Origin of the sequence: Microbacterium sp. AG1240 (assembly GCF_003635115.1) — a bacterium.
In the GTDB taxonomy this organism is placed as follows: domain Bacteria; phylum Actinomycetota; class Actinomycetes; order Actinomycetales; family Microbacteriaceae; genus Microbacterium.
Genome location: NZ_RBXJ01000001.1, coordinates 1,075,411 through 1,091,396, shown reverse-complemented (window position 1 = coordinate 1,091,396; position 15,986 = coordinate 1,075,411). Strand labels below are relative to the sequence as shown.

Below are 15,986 nucleotides of genomic sequence, written 5' to 3'. Positions count from 1 at the left end.
CATGGACGCACCTGTTCTCCTCCTGACGCTGGTCGCCTGCGTCGCCCTCGGCCTCGTCGCCGGTTTCGTCGTCGGCACGAGTCGCGCGAACGTGCGTGCGGTGCGCGATCAGGCGGATGCTGCGGCCCGGCTCGCCGCGGCCGAAGCGGCCAGGATCGGTGTGCAGGCGCAGCTCGACCACCAGCAGCTGCTCTACCGCGACCTCGCCGGTCATGCGCGCGCCGATCAGGCCGCGCGCGAGGAACGCGAGCGTCGTGAGCAGACGGTGCTGCGGGCGCTCGCCCCCGTGCGCGACTCCCTCGAGACGATGCAGCGCAAGGTCGAAGAACTCGAGCGCGAACGCGGGGTGCAGTTCGGATCGCTGAGCGAGCAGCTGCGGCGCTCGCACGAATCCGACGAGGCGCTGCGCTCGACGACCGAGGCTCTCGCGTCGGCGATGCGCTCGAGCAGCACCCGTGGCGTGTGGGGCGAGACGCAGCTCCGCCGCGTCGTCGAGGCGGCGGGTCTCATGCGGTACGTCGACTTCGACACCCAGGCGACGATCTCGACGATCGCCGGCGCGGGGCGTCCCGACATGATCGTGCGGCTCCCCGGCGATAAGACGCTCGCGATCGATGCGAAGGTGCCGTTCGACGCCTATCTCGAGGCGAGTGCGATCCCCTTCACCGCCCAGGGCGAGGAAGCCGCGCGACGTGCGTCGCTGCTCGACCGCCATGCCCGGGCCGTGCGGGCGCACGTCGACGCCCTAGCGAGGAAGAGCTACTGGTCGGGCTTGGCCTCCAGTCCCGAGTTCGTGGTCTGCTTCATCCCGAGCGAATCCCTCCTGTCCGCCGCGCTCGAGCACGACCCGGCGCTGCTCGACTACGCCTTCGGCAAGCGGGTCGCACTCGCCTCGCCGGTGAACCTCTGGGCCGTCCTGAAGACCGTGGCCTACACGTGGACGCAGCAGGACGTCTCGCAAGAGGCGCGGCAGCTCTTCGCCCTGGGCACCGAGATGTACGAGCGCATCGGCACCCTCGCCGGTCACGCCGACGACCTTCGCCGGGCGATCGAACGCACGGTCGACTCGTACAACAAGTTCGCGGGATCGCTCGAAAGCCGTGTGCTCGTCAGCGCGCGCAAGTTCCCCGGTATCGACGACACACGCCTCGAGGCGGCCTCGGCCCCCGCGGTGATCGACCGCAGCACGCGCCGGTGGACGGCGCCCGAACTCCTCGACGGCCTCGACGATCCGGCACCGTCGACGATCGCCGACCTCGGCGACGTTCGCGGACGGCTCTAGGGAGCCGACGTGGCGCCGGGCGTCGTAGCGGGGTCGGTCAGCCTGCTCCGCCGGGCACGAAGCTCAGGAGCGAGATGACGGCGCCGGAGACGACCACGAATGCGCCGATCATCCACCAGACGCTCGGCTCGTGGCCCTCTTCCCGACGCACGCGGAACAGCACATCGGGACGACGCGCGGGGTCGATCGGAGCCGCAACGGCCGCGGCTGCGGCGGCGTGTGCCACGGCGTCGGCGACGACGGCCTGGGCACCTGTCTGCGGTGCGGACTGGCTCGACTGAGCGGACATGTCCACTCCCCTCACGTCTGTGATCACGGAAGCATCGCCGTTGACACCGGGGTCAATTTTGCCATGCATCACCCGAACGGGTCGTCACGACTCGGTCACGACGGCGGGTCCGCGCGTCGATGCCGCTCACGGCGCGGTCACGAACGAGCGGTCACAGCCACTTCGATGTGAGGTGCTCCGACGAGATCCACCGGAGGGTTCCCGACGCCCCGCGCAGCACGACGCTCTCCGTGTAGAGGAAATCGCCCTCGCGGCGCACCCCACCCACGAGCTGACCGTCCGTGACGCCCGTGGCCACGAAGATCGTGTTCTTGCCCCGCACGAGGTCGTCGGCCTCGTAGACGTAGTCGTCGAACCTCAACCCGGCGTCGGCGCCCTTCTGGCGCTCCTCGTCGTCGCGCGGACGCAGCCGACCCTGGATGTGGCCGCCGAGCGCTTTGATCGCGCACGCCGTCACGATGCCCTCGGGGCTTCCGCCGACCCCGACGCACATGTCGGTGCGCGCGTTGTGGCGGGCCGCGTTGATGCCGCCGGCGACGTCGCCGTCGCTCATCAGCCGGGTCCCGGCGCCGGCCGCCCGGATCTCCTGGATGAGCTGCTCATGGCGGGGGCGGTTGAGCACCGACACCACCATCTCTTCGACGGGCTTGCCGAGCGCCTTCGACAGGAGGCGGATGTTCTCGCCGATCGGCAACCGGATGTCGACGACGCCGACACCTTCCGGACCGGTGACGAGCTTGTCCATGTAGAACACCGTCGAGGCGTCGAGCATGCTGCCGGCATCGGAGACGGCGATGACCGAGAGCGCGTTCTGGCGCCCCGCGGCGGTGAGAGTCGTGCCGTCGATCGGGTCGACGGCGACGTCGCACTGCGGCCCCCGGCCGCTGCCGACCTTCTCGCCGTTGTAGAGCATGGGGGCGTTGTCTTTCTCGCCTTCGCCGATCACGATCGTGCCGTCGAAATCGACGGTCGTGAAGAACGCCCGCATCGCGTCGACGGCGGCGCCGTCCGCGGCCTCCTTGTCGCCGCGACCGACGAACGGCACGGCGCGGATCGCCGCCGCCTCCGTCGCCCGAACGAGCTCGAGTGCGAGGTTGCGGTCGGGATGCAGCGGGCTCATGTCCGCGGTAAGGCTCACCATGCGGCCAGCCTACGCGGCATGATCACACCGATCTGGAGAATTGACGCCGAAAGAACACGAAGGAATCGCAGTTCTTAACCACACAGCATCCGGCGTCGATCCGGTCGCGCCGACGACCTCCCGGTGGGCCGTGGCCCCCTTCGGTAGGCTGAGCGAAGACCCTCGTCTAACCCAAGGAGCACGACTATGCCCGTCGCCACACCCGAGCAGTACGCCGACATGCTGGACCGCGCGAAGGCCGGCGGCTTCGCGTACCCGGCCATCAACGTGTCGAGCTCGCAGACCATCAACTCGGTCCTCCAGGGCCTCACCGAGGCCGGCTCCGACGGCATCCTCCAGGTGACCACCGGCGGCGCCGACTACTTCGCCGGTCAGAGCGTCAAGGCCCGGGCGACCGGCGCGCTGGCGTTCGCGAAGTTCGCGACCGAGGTTGCGAAGAATTACCCCATCACGGTGGCGCTCCACACCGATCACTGCCCGAAGGACGCCCTCCCCGGCTTCGTGCTCCCGCTCATCGAGGCGTCCGAGGAAGAGGTTCGCGCGGGCCGCAACCCGATCTTCCAGTCGCACATGTGGGACGGCTCGGCGGTGCCCCTCGACGAGAACATCCAGATCGCGAAAGACCTGCTCCCGCGCCTGAAGAACATCAACGCCATCCTCGAGATCGAGGTCGGCGTCGTCGGCGGCGAAGAGGACGGCGTTCAGCACGAGGGCTCGAACGAGGCTCTGTACACGACCGTCGCCGACGTGACCAAGGCCGTCGAGGCCCTCGGTCTCGGCGATCAGGGTCGCTACATCTCGGCTCTGACCTTCGGCAACGTGCACGGTGTCTACAAGCCCGGCGGCGTGAAGCTGCGTCCGGAGCTGCTCGGCGAGATCCAGGCCGGCATCGCCGAGCGCTTCGGCACCGGTCCGAAGCCCCTCGACCTCGTCTTCCACGGCGGCAGCGGCTCGACCGACGAAGAGATCGCCCTCGCCGTGGCGAACGGTGTCATCAAGATGAACATCGACACCGACACGCAGTACGCGTTCACCCGCTCGATCGCCGGCTACATGTTCTCCAACTACGACGGCGTGCTGAAGCTCGACGGCGAGGTCGGCAACAAGAAGCTGTACGACCCGCGCGCGTGGGGCAAGGTCGCCGAGTCGGCCATGGCCGTCCGCGTCGTCGAGGCGACGAAGCAGCTCGGCTCGCACGGCAAGTCCCTCGCCGCCTGACCCGATCCGCAGCATCCGCGAGACCCGTTCTGCGCGGCGAGACCCCGACATTCTGCGGGGGTTTCGTCGCGGAGGACGGGTCTCGCGGTCGTTACGGTCTCAGGCGCCGCGGTAGCCGTCGAGCAGCGCGGGCGCGCCGTCCGGTGCCGGGACCACGACGATCTCGTCACCGGCACGGATGCTGCCCGCCCGTCGCACGCGCAGGTACGGCCCCAGGCGGCGCTCGGCGTCGAAGCGCTTCACCCAGCCGCGCGCGGCGCTGCCACCCACCCACCGGGCGAACGTCGCGCAGGGCGTGCGCGGCATCGTCACCTGCACCTCGAGGCGGTCACCGATGCGCCATACCTCACCGATGCGCGCCGCGTTCACGTCGAGTCCCTCCACACGCAGGTTCTCGCCGAACCAGCCGGGCGGCAGCGCCCGGCCCAGTTCGCCCTCCCAGAACTCGGCGTCCTCCTGCGCATAGGCGTAGAGCGCTTTGTCGAGACCCCCGTGGTGTTTACGGCTCGCCTGAACGTCGCCGCGCACGCCGAAGGGTCCGACCTTCACCGCACCGTCGAGCGGGCGCTTGTCGATCGCGGTGACGCCGAGCGACCCCGAATCAGGACGCAGCTGATGCACGGCGCAGACGGCGAGGAGTCGGGGCATCGCACGATCCTACGACCCCGCGCGCGTCGCTCACCGATCGGCCTCGTAGCGCATGAGCACGCGTTCGCCGGTGATCGTGCGGATCTCCACCGCCCCGATGTCGCCGACGCCCAGGTCGGTCCCCGCGCTCAGCTGCGTGGTCGACCCGGGTTCCGCCCGCCACGTCGAGAGGGTCGTCGAGGCGCCGTTCGCATCGACGACCGCGAGCGCGTACGGCCACCCGCCCTCGGGTGCGTCGAGCACTTCGCCGCTGTACCGGCAGACCAGATCGATCTGGGTTCCCCAGGCGGCGTCCGTGAGCCGCACGGATGCTTCCAGGGGCGCGTTCGCGAGGTCTTCCAGGGCATAGACGCTCCCCTGCTGCGTCGCGTTCTCGATCGTCAGCGGAACGGCGACGGCCGCGACGACGATCGCCGCGGCCGCGACGCTCGCGCCCACCCACCACGCCCGCCGACGGCGCGCGCGGCGACCCGCGATCGACACGAGCTGCGCGCGGTGCGCAGCATCCGGCTCCTCGTCGCGCTCGGTCAGGGGTGGCGCGGCGACCCGCGACAGCAGGCCGACGGTGGGGGCGACCTCGCCGACCGCACGCGTGCATTCGGCGCACTCCGCCAGGTGGTCTTCGTAGTCACGTCGGTCGGACGCCGACAGGGCGCCCAGCACGTAGGCGGCGTCCCATTCCGCGAAACGCGAGTGATCGGGGTTCATCGTGTGACTCCCTTCTCCTGCAGGGCGAGCTTCAGCGCTCGCAATCCATAGTGCAGCCTCGACTTGACGGTGCCCTCGGGGATCCCGAGGGCGGCGGCGCACTGGGCCACGCTGCGGCCGCCGTAGTAGGCGGTCACGATCACGGCTCGATGATCGGCACTGAGCGCCGCGAGCGCCTCCTCGATGAGCAGCGCGTCGAAGAGTGCGTCGGTGTCGTCGGAGGTGGCACGGTCGGGGATGTCGGCGACGGGGTTCTCATGCCGGCGCCGCGCGCTCCGCGCCTCGTCGACCACGAGGTTGCGAGCCACGGTGATCATCCACGAGCGGAGGGCAGCGGGGTCGTCGGCCATGATGCGGGGCGTCCGCCATGCGCGCAGCAGGGTCTCCTGCACGATGTCGTCGGCACCCGCGCGATCACCCGTCAGCGATACCACGTACCGCCACACGGGGGCCGCGTGCGCGTCGTAGAGCGCCGCGAGCTGTTCCGCCTCGTCTGCACGCATCGACCGCCTCCTCCTCAGAACACGAGACGGAGGAGCCGGAGGTTCAGCGGCCCGGCGACGCGACCTGGTTGAACAGTTCGCCGAAGGCGGGGTCGTTGAGGATCGGGACCGTGATGAAGATCGAGACCGCGATGCTGACGACGAGCGCTCCGGCCACGGGGATCCAGAACGCGATGCGTCCGCGGCGCAGCTGACCCCACGTGAGGGCGGCCGTCAGCAGCCACCCGACGATCATCGTGATGCCGGCGACGGTTCCCCACAGCTGGCCCTGCGCCACATTCGTGAAGGCCTGGTCGACGCCGAACAGTCCGAGGATCGTGTTCGCGTACTGCTCGAACGAGAAGAGCTGCACCGACGTGGCGATGACGTTGAAGAGCCCGTAGGCGAGCAGACCGAACGTGACGATCCGGTCGGCGAGACGCCAGCCGGTGAGAGGGCGCGCGAGCGCCGACGTCGAGGGGGGCGACGCGGTTCGCCGCGTCTGCTCGGCGAGGGTCGCAGGCGGCGCGGACGAGGCGGGCGCGGGGGTCGCGGGAGCATCGAGGGCCTGGCCCGCGAGCAGAGCATCGGTGGCATCGGGCTGACGGATGCGCGCCCGCTGCTCCTCCGCCGAGGCGTATTCGCCGTACTGCGGACGCGGCCGATCGTCGGGGTCGGGAGTGCTCACGCGCGGCTCCGACCGCCGAGGGCCCGGTCGTCCGACCGCAGTTCCTTCGGAAGCGAGAACAGGAGGTCTTCCTCGGCGGTCTTGACCTCTTCGACGTCGCGGTAGCCGGCACCGGCGAGTTCGGCGATGACCTCCTCGACGAGCACCTCGGGCACCGATGCGCCGCTGGTGACGCCGACGGTCTCGACACCCTCGAGCCATTCCTGCTTCACCTCGTCGATGTAGTCGACGCGGTAGGCGGCCTTCGCTCCGTACTCCAGCGCGACCTCGACGAGACGCACGCTGTTGGAGGAGTTCGCCGAGCCGACGACGATCACAAGGTCGGCGTCCTGCGCGACCTTCTTGATGGCCACCTGACGGTTCTGGGTGGCGTAGCAGATGTCGTCCGACGGCGGATCCTGCAGCTGCGGGAATCGCAGGCGCAGACGCCGCACGGTCTCCATCGCCTCGTCGACCGAGAGGGTCGTCTGCGAGAGCCATACGACCTTCGACGGATCGCGCACCTCGACGGTGTCGGCCTCGTCGGGAGAGTTCACGATCGTCACGCGGTCGGGCGCGTGGCCGGCCGTACCCTCGACCTCCTCGTGGCCCTCGTGGCCGATGAGCAGGATCTCGAAGTCGTCGCGCGCGAAGCGCACGGCCTCGCGGTGCACCTTGGTGACGAGAGGGCACGTGGCGTCGATCGCCTGGAGCTGACGCTCGGCGGCCGCGTTGACGACGGCCGGGGAGACGCCGTGGGCGCTGAAGACGAGGTGCGACCCGGGCGGAACCTCGTCGACCTCTTCGACGAAGATCGCCCCGCGAGCCTCGAGCTCGCGGACGACGTGGATGTTGTGCACGATCTGCTTGCGCACGTAGACGGGCGCACCGAAACGGTCGAGCGCCTTCTCGACCGCCACGACCGCGCGGTCGACGCCGGCGCAGTAACCGCGGGGGGCCGCCAGCAGCACCTTCTTGTGTCCGGGCACCGGGATATCCTGGAGCCGTCCTCGACGCCCCGGTATGCGGGGCAGGGGCAGCTTGACGACAGGAGTACTCACCCCTCGATTCTACGGGGGTACCCCTGGACGACGGCCGATACCCGCCACACCCCGACGAACCCGGAGCACATGACGACGTTCCAGCCCGAGGCCGTTCCGGGACAACCGCCGCCGCCCGACTCCGTGCCGCCGCGCGACTCCACCGCTCAGGCCCCCACCTCGGTCGCGCGCCTCAACGACACGATCCGCGGGTTCGTCGAGAAATGGGGATCGGTCTGGGTCGAGGGCGAGATCACGTCGTGGAACCAGCGCGGCGGCAACGTCTTCGGACGCATGAAAGACCTCGCCACCGACGCGACCATCTCGTTCCGCATCTGGTCGAGCACGCTGCAGCGCCTCCCCCGAGACCTGAAGGTCGGCGACCACATCATCGCGTGCGTCAAGCCCGACTACTTCCCCCGCACCGGAGACTTCAGCTTCTCGGTGTCGGCGATGCGCCACGTCGGTCTCGGCGATCAGCTCGAGAAGCTCGAGCAGCTGCGACTCGCGCTGCGAAGAGAGGGCCTCTTCGATCCCTCGCGCAAGAAAGCGCTGCCGTTTCTCCCCCGGCACATCGGTCTCATCACGGGAGAGAACTCCGACGCCGAGAAAGACGTGCACCGCAACGCCGAGCTGCGCTGGCCGCACGTGCTCATCCGCACCAAGCACGCCGCCGTGCAGGGCGACCGGTGCGTGCCCGAGACCATCGCGGCGCTGAGGGCGCTCGACGCCGACCCCGAGATCGACGTCATCATCATCGCTCGGGGCGGCGGCGACCCGCAGACGCTGCTCGGATTCAGCGACGAGCGGATGCTGCGCGCGGTGGCCGCCGCATCCACCCCCGTCGTGAGCGCGATCGGTCACGAGAACGACCACCCGCTGCTCGACGACGTCGCCGACCTGCGCGCCTCGACGCCCACCGACGCGGCGAAGCGGGTCGTGCCCGACGTCTCGGAGCAGCGGGCGCTGGTGGCGCAGCTGCGCGCGCGGTTGGTCGGGCGCCTCTCGCAGCGCGTCGGCCACGACATCGCGCAGCTCGACCAGCTGCGCTCGCGACCGGTGCTGCGCACCCCCGAGACGACCCTCACCGCGCGTGCCCAGGAGATCTGGATGCTGGCGAGCCGGGGGCGCGACCTCGTCGAGCGCGACCTCTCGCTGCGTGAGCGACGCACGATGGAACTGCGCGCATCCCTGCGCGCCCTCTCTCCCGTCGCGACCCTCGCCCGCGGCTACGCGATCGCTCATATCGGCGACGGCGTGATCGTGCGCGACGCCGCGCAGGCGCCGGCGGGCACCGCCATGACGATCACCGTGGCACGCGGATCGGTGGCGGCGCGCTCCGACGGCGAGGTCGAGGAGTCGGCGACCGGAGCCTGAGCCGTCGGAGCCCCGCCCTAGAATGGAACCCATGACCGCGTCGCCCTCGGAACCCACCGCCGACGTCGCGACGCTCTCGTTCGAGCAGGCCCGCGACGAGCTCGTGCGCGTCGTCGCCGAACTCGAGCAGGGTGCGCCGACGCTCGAGCACTCGCTGGCGCTCTGGGAGCGCGGCGAATCCCTGGCCGCCCGCTGCGAGGAGTGGTTGCTCGGAGCCAAGCGGCGCCTCGACGCCGCCCGCGGCGAGGCGTCGACCGACGCACGCGCGGAGGCATGATGGCCCGCGTCGTCGCAGAGCTCGGCAGACCCGAGACCGCCGAGGAGACCGCGGCCCGCAAGGCCGAGTTCTCGCGCCGCTACCGGTCGAGCAAGACGTTCCCCAGCCTCCTCGCGGCCATTCTCGCCACCCTGGCGATCATGTTCGTCGTGGTGATCGGCGTTCCCCGCGGCACGCCCGCTGAGGCTCCCCCCATCGATGTCACCTCCGAATCGGCCGCTCTGGCCGCCGACCTCGGACGCCCCGTGATCGACCCCGCCGTGCCCGACGACTGGCGCGTGAACGCCGCTCGCATCGAGGGCGGCAGCGTCGATGCCTGGACCATCTCGTACGCTCCGCGCGCTGAGCGCGGCTTCCTCAACATCGCCCAGGGGTTCGGCGCGAGCGAGTCATGGCCGGCCGAGATGTTGCGGGGCGCGACGCCATCGGCCGCCGTCACGATCGACGGCATCGAGTGGGCCGAATACTCCATCTCCGATGCCGCCGGGGCCGGCAACATCTCTTACGCGCTCGCCACGACCGCCGGAGACGACCGCGTTCTCGTCTACGGCACGGCTGCGCCCGACATCGCGAAGGCGGCCGCATCGGCCGTCACCGCAGACATCCGCGAACTCCGAGAGGCAACCCCGTGACGACGACTCGACTCACTCCGCGCCAGGTCTGGGACGAGATGCGACTCGGCAACGAGCGCTTCGTCGCCGGCGAGCCGCAGCACCCGCGCCAGGACGTCGAGCGACGCCACGATCTCGCCGCGGGCCAGACGCCGCGCGCCGCGCTCTTCGGGTGCGCCGACTCCCGCCTGGCCGCCGAGATCATCTTCGATGAGGGCCTGGGCGATCTGTTCGTCGTGCGCAACGCCGGTCAGGTCATCTCCGACTCGGTGATCGGCAGCCTCGAATACGCCGTCGCGGTGCTCGACGTGAAGCTCATCGTCGTCCTCCGGCACGACGCGTGCGGAGCTGTGAGCGCGGCCATCGACAGCACGGGCCTCGACGCCCCCGACCTCCCCGCGGGGATCTGGAAGCAGATCGCCCCGATCGTGCCCGCGGTGCGGCGCGTGCTGCGCGCGAACGAGGGCCCCGCAGACCCCGAGCTGGTAGGCCGCGAGCACCTCCGCGACACCGTCGGAGAGCTGCTGCACTCCTCGGAACTCATCAGCGAAGCCATCGCCGAAGGACGCGTCGCGATCGTCGGCGCCAACTACCGCCTCAACGAAGGCCTGGTCGAGCCCGACGTCATCGTGGGCGACGCCGGCGATTCGCACCCGTGACCAACCCCGCACATCGGCAACTGGAGGACGACGACGTGACCGACACCGAGTACCGCATCGAACACGACACCATGGGCGAGGTGCGCGTTCCGAAGAACGCGCTCTACGCGGCGCAGACGCAGCGCGCGGTCGAGAACTTCCCCATCTCGGGTTCGGGTCTCGAGACCACCCAGATCGCGGCCCTCGCCCGCATCAAGAAGGCCGCCGCGCTCGCGAACAAGGAGCTGGGCACGCTGGATGCGGCGATCGCCGACGCCATCGCCGGTGCGGCCGATGACGTCATCACCGGGCAGCACGACGCGCACTTCCCCGTCGACACGTATCAGACCGGCAGCGGCACCTCGTCGAACATGAACATGAACGAGGTGCTCGCGAACCTCGCGACCCAGCGCCTCGGGTCGCCCGTGCACCCCAACGACCACGTCAACGCGTCGCAGTCGTCGAACGACGTGTTCCCGACGTCGGTGCACATCGCCGTCACCCAGGCTCTGATCGACGACCTCATCCCCGCGCTCGACCACCTCGCCGTCGCCCTCGAGGCCAAGGCCGACGAGTGGAAGTCGGTCGTGAAATCTGGCCGCACCCACCTGATGGACGCCACGCCCGTGACGCTCGGCCAGGAGTTCGGCGGCTACGCCCGCCAGATGCGCCTGGGCATCGAGCGCGTGCAGGCCGTCCTCCCCCGCGTGGGCGAGGTGCCTCTCGGCGGAACCGCGGTCGGCACGGGTATCAACACCCCGCTCGGCTTCCCGCAGAAGGTCATCGAGCTGCTCGCCGCCGAGACCGAGCTGCCGATCACCGAGGCGAAGGACCACTTCGAGGCGCAGGCGAACCGCGACGGCCTCGTCGAAGCATCCGGTGCGCTGCGCACCATCGCCGTCTCGCTCACGAAGATCAACAACGACATCCGGTGGATGGGCTCCGGACCGAACACCGGCCTCGGCGAGCTGCACATCCCCGATCTGCAGCCCGGGTCGTCGATCATGCCGGGCAAGGTGAACCCGGTGGTTCCCGAGGCCGTGCTCATGGTGTCGGCCCGAGTGATCGGCAACGACGCGACGGTCGCGTGGGCCGGAGCATCCGGGTCGTTCGAGCTCAACGTCGCCATCCCGGTCATGGGCACCGCCCTGCTCGAGTCGATCCGCCTGCTGTCGAACGCGATGCGCGTGCTCGCCGACAAGACGATCGACGGGCTGCAGGCCAACGTCGACCGCGCCGCTGCGTACGCGGGCATGTCGCCCTCGATCGTCACGCCGCTGAACAAGCTGATCGGCTACGAGGCGGCCGCGAAGATCGCCAAGCACTCGGTCGCGAACGGCATCACCGTGCGCGAGGCCGTGATCGACCTCGGCTACGTGGAGCGCGGTGAGCTCACCGAGGCGCAGCTCGACGAGAAGCTCGACCTGCTCTCGATGACCCACCCCGGCTGAGCCGTACGTCCGCCGACCGCCGTCGCCCTCCGGGGCGGCGGCGGTTTCGCGTGTCCGCAGCATCCGTCCGCGCCCCGCGCCTGCGCGACCGGCGCGTGCGCGGCCGCGCGACCGGCGCGTGCGCGACCGCGCGACCGGCGCGTGCGCGACCGGAGCCCGCGAATGGCGAAGTGCGCCAATTTCCGGCGACTGACCGTACAGATCGATGGCGTCAGTCACAGGAATGCGCCACATTCCGGTCGAAGGGGGAAGCGGGCGGCGGCGCGGGCCGGGTCACTCCCAGCGGTATCCGGCTCCGCGCACCGTGGTGATGCGGTCGTGGCCGAACTTGCCGCGGAGGTACCGCACGTAGACGTCGACGATGTTCGAGCCGGGGTCGAAGTCCATGCCCCAGACACGACTGAGCAGCTGCTCGCGGCTGAGCACTTGCCCGGGGTGACGAAGGAACTGCTCGGCGAGCGCGAACTCGCGGGCGCTGAGGTCGACCTCCCGCCCCGACACCGTGGCACGGCGCGTCAGCACGTCGAGGCTCACGTCGAGGTGCGACACGGCGATCGTGGCGGTCGCGACGTTCTCGCGCAGGCGCGAGCGCACCCGAGCCAGCAGCTCGTCGAACTTGAAGGGCTTGGCGATGTAGTCGTTGGCACCGGCGTCAAGGCCGTCGACCGTGTCACTCGTGCTGGAGCGCGCGGTGAGCATGATCACCGGGAGCGTCGACCCCTGCCCGCGGAGGTGACGCAGCACCTCGAACCCGTCCATGGTGGGCAGGCCGATGTCGAGGAGCATCAGGTCGACCTCGCCCGACATGGCGCGCTGAAGAGCCTCCTCGCCGTCCTCGACGACGGCGGTCTGGTACCCCGCGGACTCGAGCCCACGGGCGACGAAGGCCGAGATGCGGCTCTCGTCTTCGACGATGAGGATACGAGTCATCCGGCGGCCTCTCGCTGGAGCACGACGTCACCGGCGCGCACGGGGGCCGGGAACCCGGCGGGTGCCGTGTTCCGTCCCAGGGGAAGGTGGATCGTGAAGGTCGCGCCGCCGCCGGGGGTCTCGGTGACGGCGCAGTGGCCGTCGTGCCCCTTCGCGATCGCGTCGACGATCGCGAGTCCGAGCCCGGAGCCGCCGACGGTGCGCTTGCCGAGAGCGCGGTCGAACCTCCGGAAGATGCGGTGACGGGCGGCCGGCGGGATGCCCGGTCCGTGGTCGCGCACCCACAGCAGCGCTCCGCGATCGTCGACGGAGCTGCCGATCTCGACCGGCGACCCTCCGGGCGTGTACTTCGACGCGTTGTCGGCGAGCTGCAACCACGCCTGCAAGAGCCGGTCGTAATCGCCCTCCACCCGGCCGCGCCCGCGCTGCTCGACCGACCAGGGGTGCCCGGGGATGACCGCGACCAGTTCACCGACCCGGGCGGTGAGCGCGTCGACGTCGACGACGCCCATCGAGAACCCGCCTCCCTCGACTGCGGCGAGCAGGTCGATGTCGTCGACGAGACGCGTCATGCGGTCGAGCTCGGAGATACCGATCTCGCGGGCGTTCGCTACGTCGGCCGGATCCGAGGCATCCATCATCTCGAGGTGACCACGCACGATCGTGATCGGTGTCTTGAGCTCATGCCGCACGTCGTCGAGCAGCTGTCGCTGCACATCGACCGAGCCCTCGAGGCGATCGAGCATCGAGTTCATCGTGCGCCCGAGGTCGGAGATCTCGTCGGTGCCGTCGGTGGTGATGCGCGCGCCGAGGTCGGAGATGGTGATGGAATCGGCCGTCTCGCGCAGCCGCCGGATCGGCAGGAGCAGCCGACCCGTCACGAACCATCCGACGACGCCGATGGCGAAGAGCACGCCCGCGGCGGCGATCGCGTACGTGCCGACGCCGATGTGCACCAGCTCCATGCGCGCGCTGAGGGAGACCGCGTTGACGATCTCCGCGTCGCCCACCGACACGACGACGTAGCGGTACATCCCGTCGTCGCCGACCGCGGTCCCGAGTCCCTCGGGCGCGCCGATGACCTGCTCCATGAATGCCGCGTCGGCGGCCAGATCCAGACCCGACGCCGGCGATGCCGTGGCCACGACAGTGCCGCCCGACAACAGCAGAGCGCCCTCGGTCGGGCCGCCGACGGTGTCGACGACGATCTCCTCCGCCGCTTCCACACCCGAGACGTTCGTGAACGCGGCGGCGAAGGCCTGCAGCTGGTTGTCGATCGCGGTGACGACGTGGTCGCGCTGCGCCCAGAAGGTGACGCCACCGACGACGATGAGGCCGACGCACGCCACGGCGAGGACGGCCCCGAGAATCCGCGCGCGCGCCGAGAACAGTCTCGGCATGCGACTCATCCTCCGATTATCGCGCTGTTCGAAGGTGCGAGACCGCAGGCGATCACAGGGTGTAAAGGGCCGCCCCGAGACAGAGAGAGCCCCCGGCGCTGGGGGACGCCGGGGGCTATGGGAGAGTCGGAGATCTTTGGGGGAAGATCTCACTCGCCTGTCGCGATACCCGAATCGCGATGACTCCTTCTCCGTGGCGGACCCGATGGGTCCGTACCTCTATGGGGGAATCCGCCGTTGGGCGGTAGAGAGGTTTCCCTCGCTGTTGTCCATCCTCATCTCGACGCGTGAGAGCCCGAGGAATCCGAGGTGAGAGTCCTCTCATGTTCGGCGGTCGACGATCCGAGACGACAGGGGCGGGATGCTGCAGCATCCCGCCCCTTCGTCAGACGCGCCTCAGCGCGGAACGCGGCTCAGGAGAGCTCCCCCGCCTCGAGGAGCTCGGTGACGAGGGCGGCGATCGCCGACCGCTCGGACCGCGTCAGCGTGACGTGGCCGAACAGAGCGTGCCCCTTCAGGGTCTCGATCACCGAGGCGACGCCGTCGTGACGACCCACGCGGAGGTTGTCGCGCTGGCCCACGTCGTGGGTGAGCACGACGCGCGAGTTCTGTCCGATGCGGCTGAGCACGGTCAGCAGCACGTTGCGCTCCAGCGACTGCGCCTCGTCGACGATCACGAACGCGTCGTGCAGCGACCGTCCGCGGATGTGCGTGAGGGGAAGCACCTCGAGAAGACCGCGGGCGACGACCTCCTCCACCACGTTGGGCGAGACGACCGACCCGAGCGTGTCGAAGATGGCCTGCCCCCAGGGGTTCATCTTCTCCTGGGCATCGCCCGGCAGGTATCCCAGCTCCTGGCCGCCGACGGCGAAGAGCGGTCGGAACACGATGATCTTCCGCTGCTCCTGCCGTTCGAGCACCGCTTCGAGGGCGGCGCACAGGGCGAGAGCCGACTTGCCGGTACCCGCACGTCCGCCGAGCGAAACGATGCCGACGTCGGGGTCGGTGAGCAGGTCGATGGCGATGCGCTGCTCGGCCGAGCGGCCGTGCAGCCCGAACACGTCGCGGTCGCCCCGCACGAGCTTGTAGCTCCCGTCCCCGGTCACCCGGCCCAGGGCCGAACCCCGCTCGGAGTGGATGATCAGTCCCGTGTTTACCGGGAGGCCGACGACATCGTCGCTGACGGCGACCTCGCTCTCGTAGAGGTCGCTGATGTCGTCGCCGGAGACGTCGATCGTCGCGATGCCCGTCCAGCCTGAGTCGACGGCCTGCTCGGCGAGGTACTCCTCCGCCGAGAGGCCGAGGGAGGCGGCCTTGACCCGCATCGGAAGATCCTTCGACACGACAGTGACTTCGCTGCCGTCCTGCGAGAGATGCATCGCCACGGCGAGGATGCGGCTGTCGTTGTCGCCGAGCCGCATACCCGAGGGCAGTACGGAAGGATCGGTGTTGTTCAGTTCGACGCGGAAGGTTCCCCCGGTGCCGACCTGAACCGGGAAGTCGAGCCGTCCGTGCTCGACGCGCAGCTCGTCGAGGTGGCGAAGCGCCTGGCGCGCGAAGTATCCGATCTCCGGGTCGTGGCGCTTTCCCTCGAGCTCGGTCACCACGACGACCGGTATCACGACGGAATGCTCGGCGAAGCGGAAGATCGCGCGCGGATCGCTGAGGAGAACAGAGGTGTCGAGCACGTACGTGCGGAGGTCCTGCTCCGTCGACGTGTCCTCCGCGGTGTTCTCCAGACGCTGCTTCTGAGGTGCTCGTGCGCTCACAACCCACTCCCGACCCGGGACACTCTCCCGGAAAGCGACGAGTCGACCAGGGGTCACG

General features: G+C 69.8%; 17 protein-coding genes. 7 read left to right on the top strand and 10 right to left on the bottom strand.

Features of this window, described 5'->3' with window-relative positions; all coding sequences use genetic code 11:
- Position 1: 1 nt before the first annotated feature.
- Positions 2-1,282: a DNA recombination protein RmuC gene (locus tag DEU34_RS05020; RefSeq protein WP_121149078.1), complete on the top strand. Its 1,281-nt coding sequence runs from the start codon at positions 2-4 to the stop codon at positions 1,280-1,282.
- A gap of 37 nt (positions 1,283-1,319) precedes the next feature.
- Here DEU34_RS05020 and DEU34_RS05015 read toward each other — a convergent pair whose 3' ends face one another.
- Both DEU34_RS05015 and glpX read right to left on the bottom strand, forming a co-directional pair.
- Complete coding sequence (locus tag DEU34_RS05015; protein ID WP_121149077.1) at positions 1,320-1,571, bottom strand: UDP-N-acetylmuramyl pentapeptide phosphotransferase; 252 nt, start codon at positions 1,569-1,571, stop codon at positions 1,320-1,322.
- A 151-nt stretch (positions 1,572-1,722) separates the two neighbouring features.
- The gene (gene glpX / locus DEU34_RS05010) at positions 1,723-2,712 is read right to left on the bottom strand and encodes a class II fructose-bisphosphatase (protein WP_121149076.1); all 990 of its coding nucleotides are present in this window, start codon (positions 2,710-2,712) and stop codon (positions 1,723-1,725) included.
- Positions 2,713-2,898: 186 nt separating this feature from the next.
- On the opposite strand from glpX, the gene fbaA reads away from it, so the two are divergent.
- Positions 2,899-3,930 (top strand): class II fructose-bisphosphate aldolase, encoded by a 1,032-nt coding sequence (gene fbaA, locus DEU34_RS05005; protein WP_121149075.1) that lies wholly within the window; start codon positions 2,899-2,901, stop codon positions 3,928-3,930.
- Positions 3,931-4,029: 99 nt separating this feature from the next.
- Here fbaA and DEU34_RS05000 read toward each other — a convergent pair whose 3' ends face one another.
- Genes DEU34_RS05000 through DEU34_RS04980 form a run of 5 tightly spaced genes read right to left on the bottom strand, consistent with a single transcriptional unit; the run spans position 4,030 to position 7,496 of the window.
- Complete coding sequence (locus DEU34_RS05000) at positions 4,030-4,578, bottom strand: MOSC domain-containing protein (protein ID WP_121149074.1); 549 nt, start codon at positions 4,576-4,578, stop codon at positions 4,030-4,032.
- A 30-nt stretch (positions 4,579-4,608) separates the two neighbouring features.
- Complete coding sequence (locus DEU34_RS04995) at positions 4,609-5,286, bottom strand: zf-HC2 domain-containing protein (RefSeq protein ID WP_121149073.1); 678 nt, start codon at positions 5,284-5,286, stop codon at positions 4,609-4,611.
- Positions 5,283-5,789, bottom strand: coding sequence for a sigma-70 family RNA polymerase sigma factor (locus DEU34_RS04990; RefSeq protein WP_116646174.1), 507 nt, complete (start codon positions 5,787-5,789; stop codon positions 5,283-5,285). The genes DEU34_RS04995 and DEU34_RS04990 overlap by 4 nt, the downstream gene beginning before the upstream one ends.
- 43 nt (positions 5,790-5,832) lie before the next feature.
- Entirely contained in the window at positions 5,833-6,456 is a 624-nt protein-coding gene (locus tag DEU34_RS04985) for a DUF6264 family protein (RefSeq protein WP_121149072.1), read from the bottom strand.
- Positions 6,453-7,496 carry a 4-hydroxy-3-methylbut-2-enyl diphosphate reductase gene (locus DEU34_RS04980; protein ID WP_183042363.1) on the bottom strand — a complete coding sequence of 348 codons (1,044 nt, stop codon included), beginning with the start codon at positions 7,494-7,496 and terminating at the stop codon, positions 6,453-6,455. The genes DEU34_RS04985 and DEU34_RS04980 overlap by 4 nt, the downstream gene beginning before the upstream one ends.
- A 69-nt stretch (positions 7,497-7,565) precedes the next feature.
- On the opposite strand from DEU34_RS04980, the gene xseA reads away from it, so the two are divergent.
- Genes xseA through DEU34_RS04955 form a run of 5 tightly spaced genes read left to right on the top strand, consistent with a single transcriptional unit; the run spans position 7,566 to position 11,829 of the window.
- Complete coding sequence (xseA, locus tag DEU34_RS04975) at positions 7,566-8,852, top strand: exodeoxyribonuclease VII large subunit (protein WP_121149071.1); 1,287 nt, start codon at positions 7,566-7,568, stop codon at positions 8,850-8,852.
- A gap of 31 nt (positions 8,853-8,883) precedes the next feature.
- A complete protein-coding gene (locus DEU34_RS04970; protein ID WP_121149070.1) occupies positions 8,884-9,129 on the top strand; it encodes an exodeoxyribonuclease VII small subunit in 246 nt (81 codons plus the stop codon).
- Complete coding sequence (locus tag DEU34_RS04965) at positions 9,129-9,761, top strand: DUF4245 family protein (protein ID WP_121149069.1); 633 nt, start codon at positions 9,129-9,131, stop codon at positions 9,759-9,761. Before DEU34_RS04970 ends, DEU34_RS04965 begins: the two co-directional genes overlap by 1 nt.
- Positions 9,762-9,799: 38 nt before the next feature.
- Positions 9,800-10,399 (top strand): carbonic anhydrase, encoded by a 600-nt coding sequence (locus tag DEU34_RS04960; protein ID WP_121149729.1) that lies wholly within the window; start codon positions 9,800-9,802, stop codon positions 10,397-10,399.
- A 35-nt stretch (positions 10,400-10,434) separates the two neighbouring features.
- Positions 10,435-11,829 (top strand): aspartate ammonia-lyase, encoded by a 1,395-nt coding sequence (locus DEU34_RS04955; RefSeq protein WP_121149068.1) that lies wholly within the window; start codon positions 10,435-10,437, stop codon positions 11,827-11,829.
- A 273-nt stretch (positions 11,830-12,102) separates the two neighbouring features.
- On the opposite strand, the gene DEU34_RS04950 is transcribed toward DEU34_RS04955, so the two are convergent.
- The 3 genes from DEU34_RS04950 to DEU34_RS04940 all read right to left on the bottom strand — a co-directional run bounded on the left by DEU34_RS04950 (position 12,103) and on the right by DEU34_RS04940 (position 15,928).
- Entirely contained in the window at positions 12,103-12,759 is a 657-nt protein-coding gene (locus tag DEU34_RS04950) for a response regulator transcription factor (RefSeq protein ID WP_121149067.1), read from the bottom strand.
- Positions 12,756-14,159, bottom strand: coding sequence for a HAMP domain-containing sensor histidine kinase (locus DEU34_RS04945; protein WP_259460028.1), 1,404 nt, complete (start codon positions 14,157-14,159; stop codon positions 12,756-12,758). The genes DEU34_RS04950 and DEU34_RS04945 overlap by 4 nt, the downstream gene beginning before the upstream one ends.
- A gap of 413 nt (positions 14,160-14,572) precedes the next feature.
- Positions 14,573-15,928, bottom strand: a complete 1,356-nt coding sequence (locus DEU34_RS04940) for a PhoH family protein (RefSeq protein WP_121149065.1) — start codon at positions 15,926-15,928, stop codon at positions 14,573-14,575.
- Positions 15,929-15,986 lie beyond the last annotated feature (58 nt).

What these genes read in the sequence shown, in the direction of transcription:
- DEU34_RS05020 (WP_121149078.1), top strand. Translation starts at nt 2, where the DNA reads ATGGACGCACCTGTTCTCCTCCTGACGCTGGTCGCCTGCGTCGCCCTC.
- DEU34_RS05015 (WP_121149077.1), bottom strand. Translation starts at nt 1,571, where the DNA reads ATGTCCGCTCAGTCGAGCCAGTCCGCACCGCAGACAGGTGCCCAGGCC.
- glpX (WP_121149076.1), bottom strand. Translation starts at nt 2,712, where the DNA reads ATGGTGAGCCTTACCGCGGACATGAGCCCGCTGCATCCCGACCGCAAC.
- fbaA (WP_121149075.1), top strand. Translation starts at nt 2,899, where the DNA reads ATGCCCGTCGCCACACCCGAGCAGTACGCCGACATGCTGGACCGCGCG.
- DEU34_RS05000 (WP_121149074.1), bottom strand. Translation starts at nt 4,578, where the DNA reads ATGCCCCGACTCCTCGCCGTCTGCGCCGTGCATCAGCTGCGTCCTGAT.
- DEU34_RS04995 (WP_121149073.1), bottom strand. Translation starts at nt 5,286, where the DNA reads ATGAACCCCGATCACTCGCGTTTCGCGGAATGGGACGCCGCCTACGTG.
- DEU34_RS04990 (WP_116646174.1), bottom strand. Translation starts at nt 5,789, where the DNA reads ATGCGTGCAGACGAGGCGGAACAGCTCGCGGCGCTCTACGACGCGCAC.
- xseA (WP_121149071.1), top strand. Translation starts at nt 7,566, where the DNA reads ATGACGACGTTCCAGCCCGAGGCCGTTCCGGGACAACCGCCGCCGCCC.
- DEU34_RS04970 (WP_121149070.1), top strand. Translation starts at nt 8,884, where the DNA reads ATGACCGCGTCGCCCTCGGAACCCACCGCCGACGTCGCGACGCTCTCG.
- DEU34_RS04965 (WP_121149069.1), top strand. Translation starts at nt 9,129, where the DNA reads ATGGCCCGCGTCGTCGCAGAGCTCGGCAGACCCGAGACCGCCGAGGAG.
- DEU34_RS04960 (WP_121149729.1), top strand. Translation starts at nt 9,800, where the DNA reads ATGCGACTCGGCAACGAGCGCTTCGTCGCCGGCGAGCCGCAGCACCCG.
- DEU34_RS04950 (WP_121149067.1), bottom strand. Translation starts at nt 12,759, where the DNA reads ATGACTCGTATCCTCATCGTCGAAGACGAGAGCCGCATCTCGGCCTTC.
- DEU34_RS04945 (WP_259460028.1), bottom strand. Translation starts at nt 14,159, where the DNA reads ATGCCGAGACTGTTCTCGGCGCGCGCGCGGATTCTCGGGGCCGTCCTC.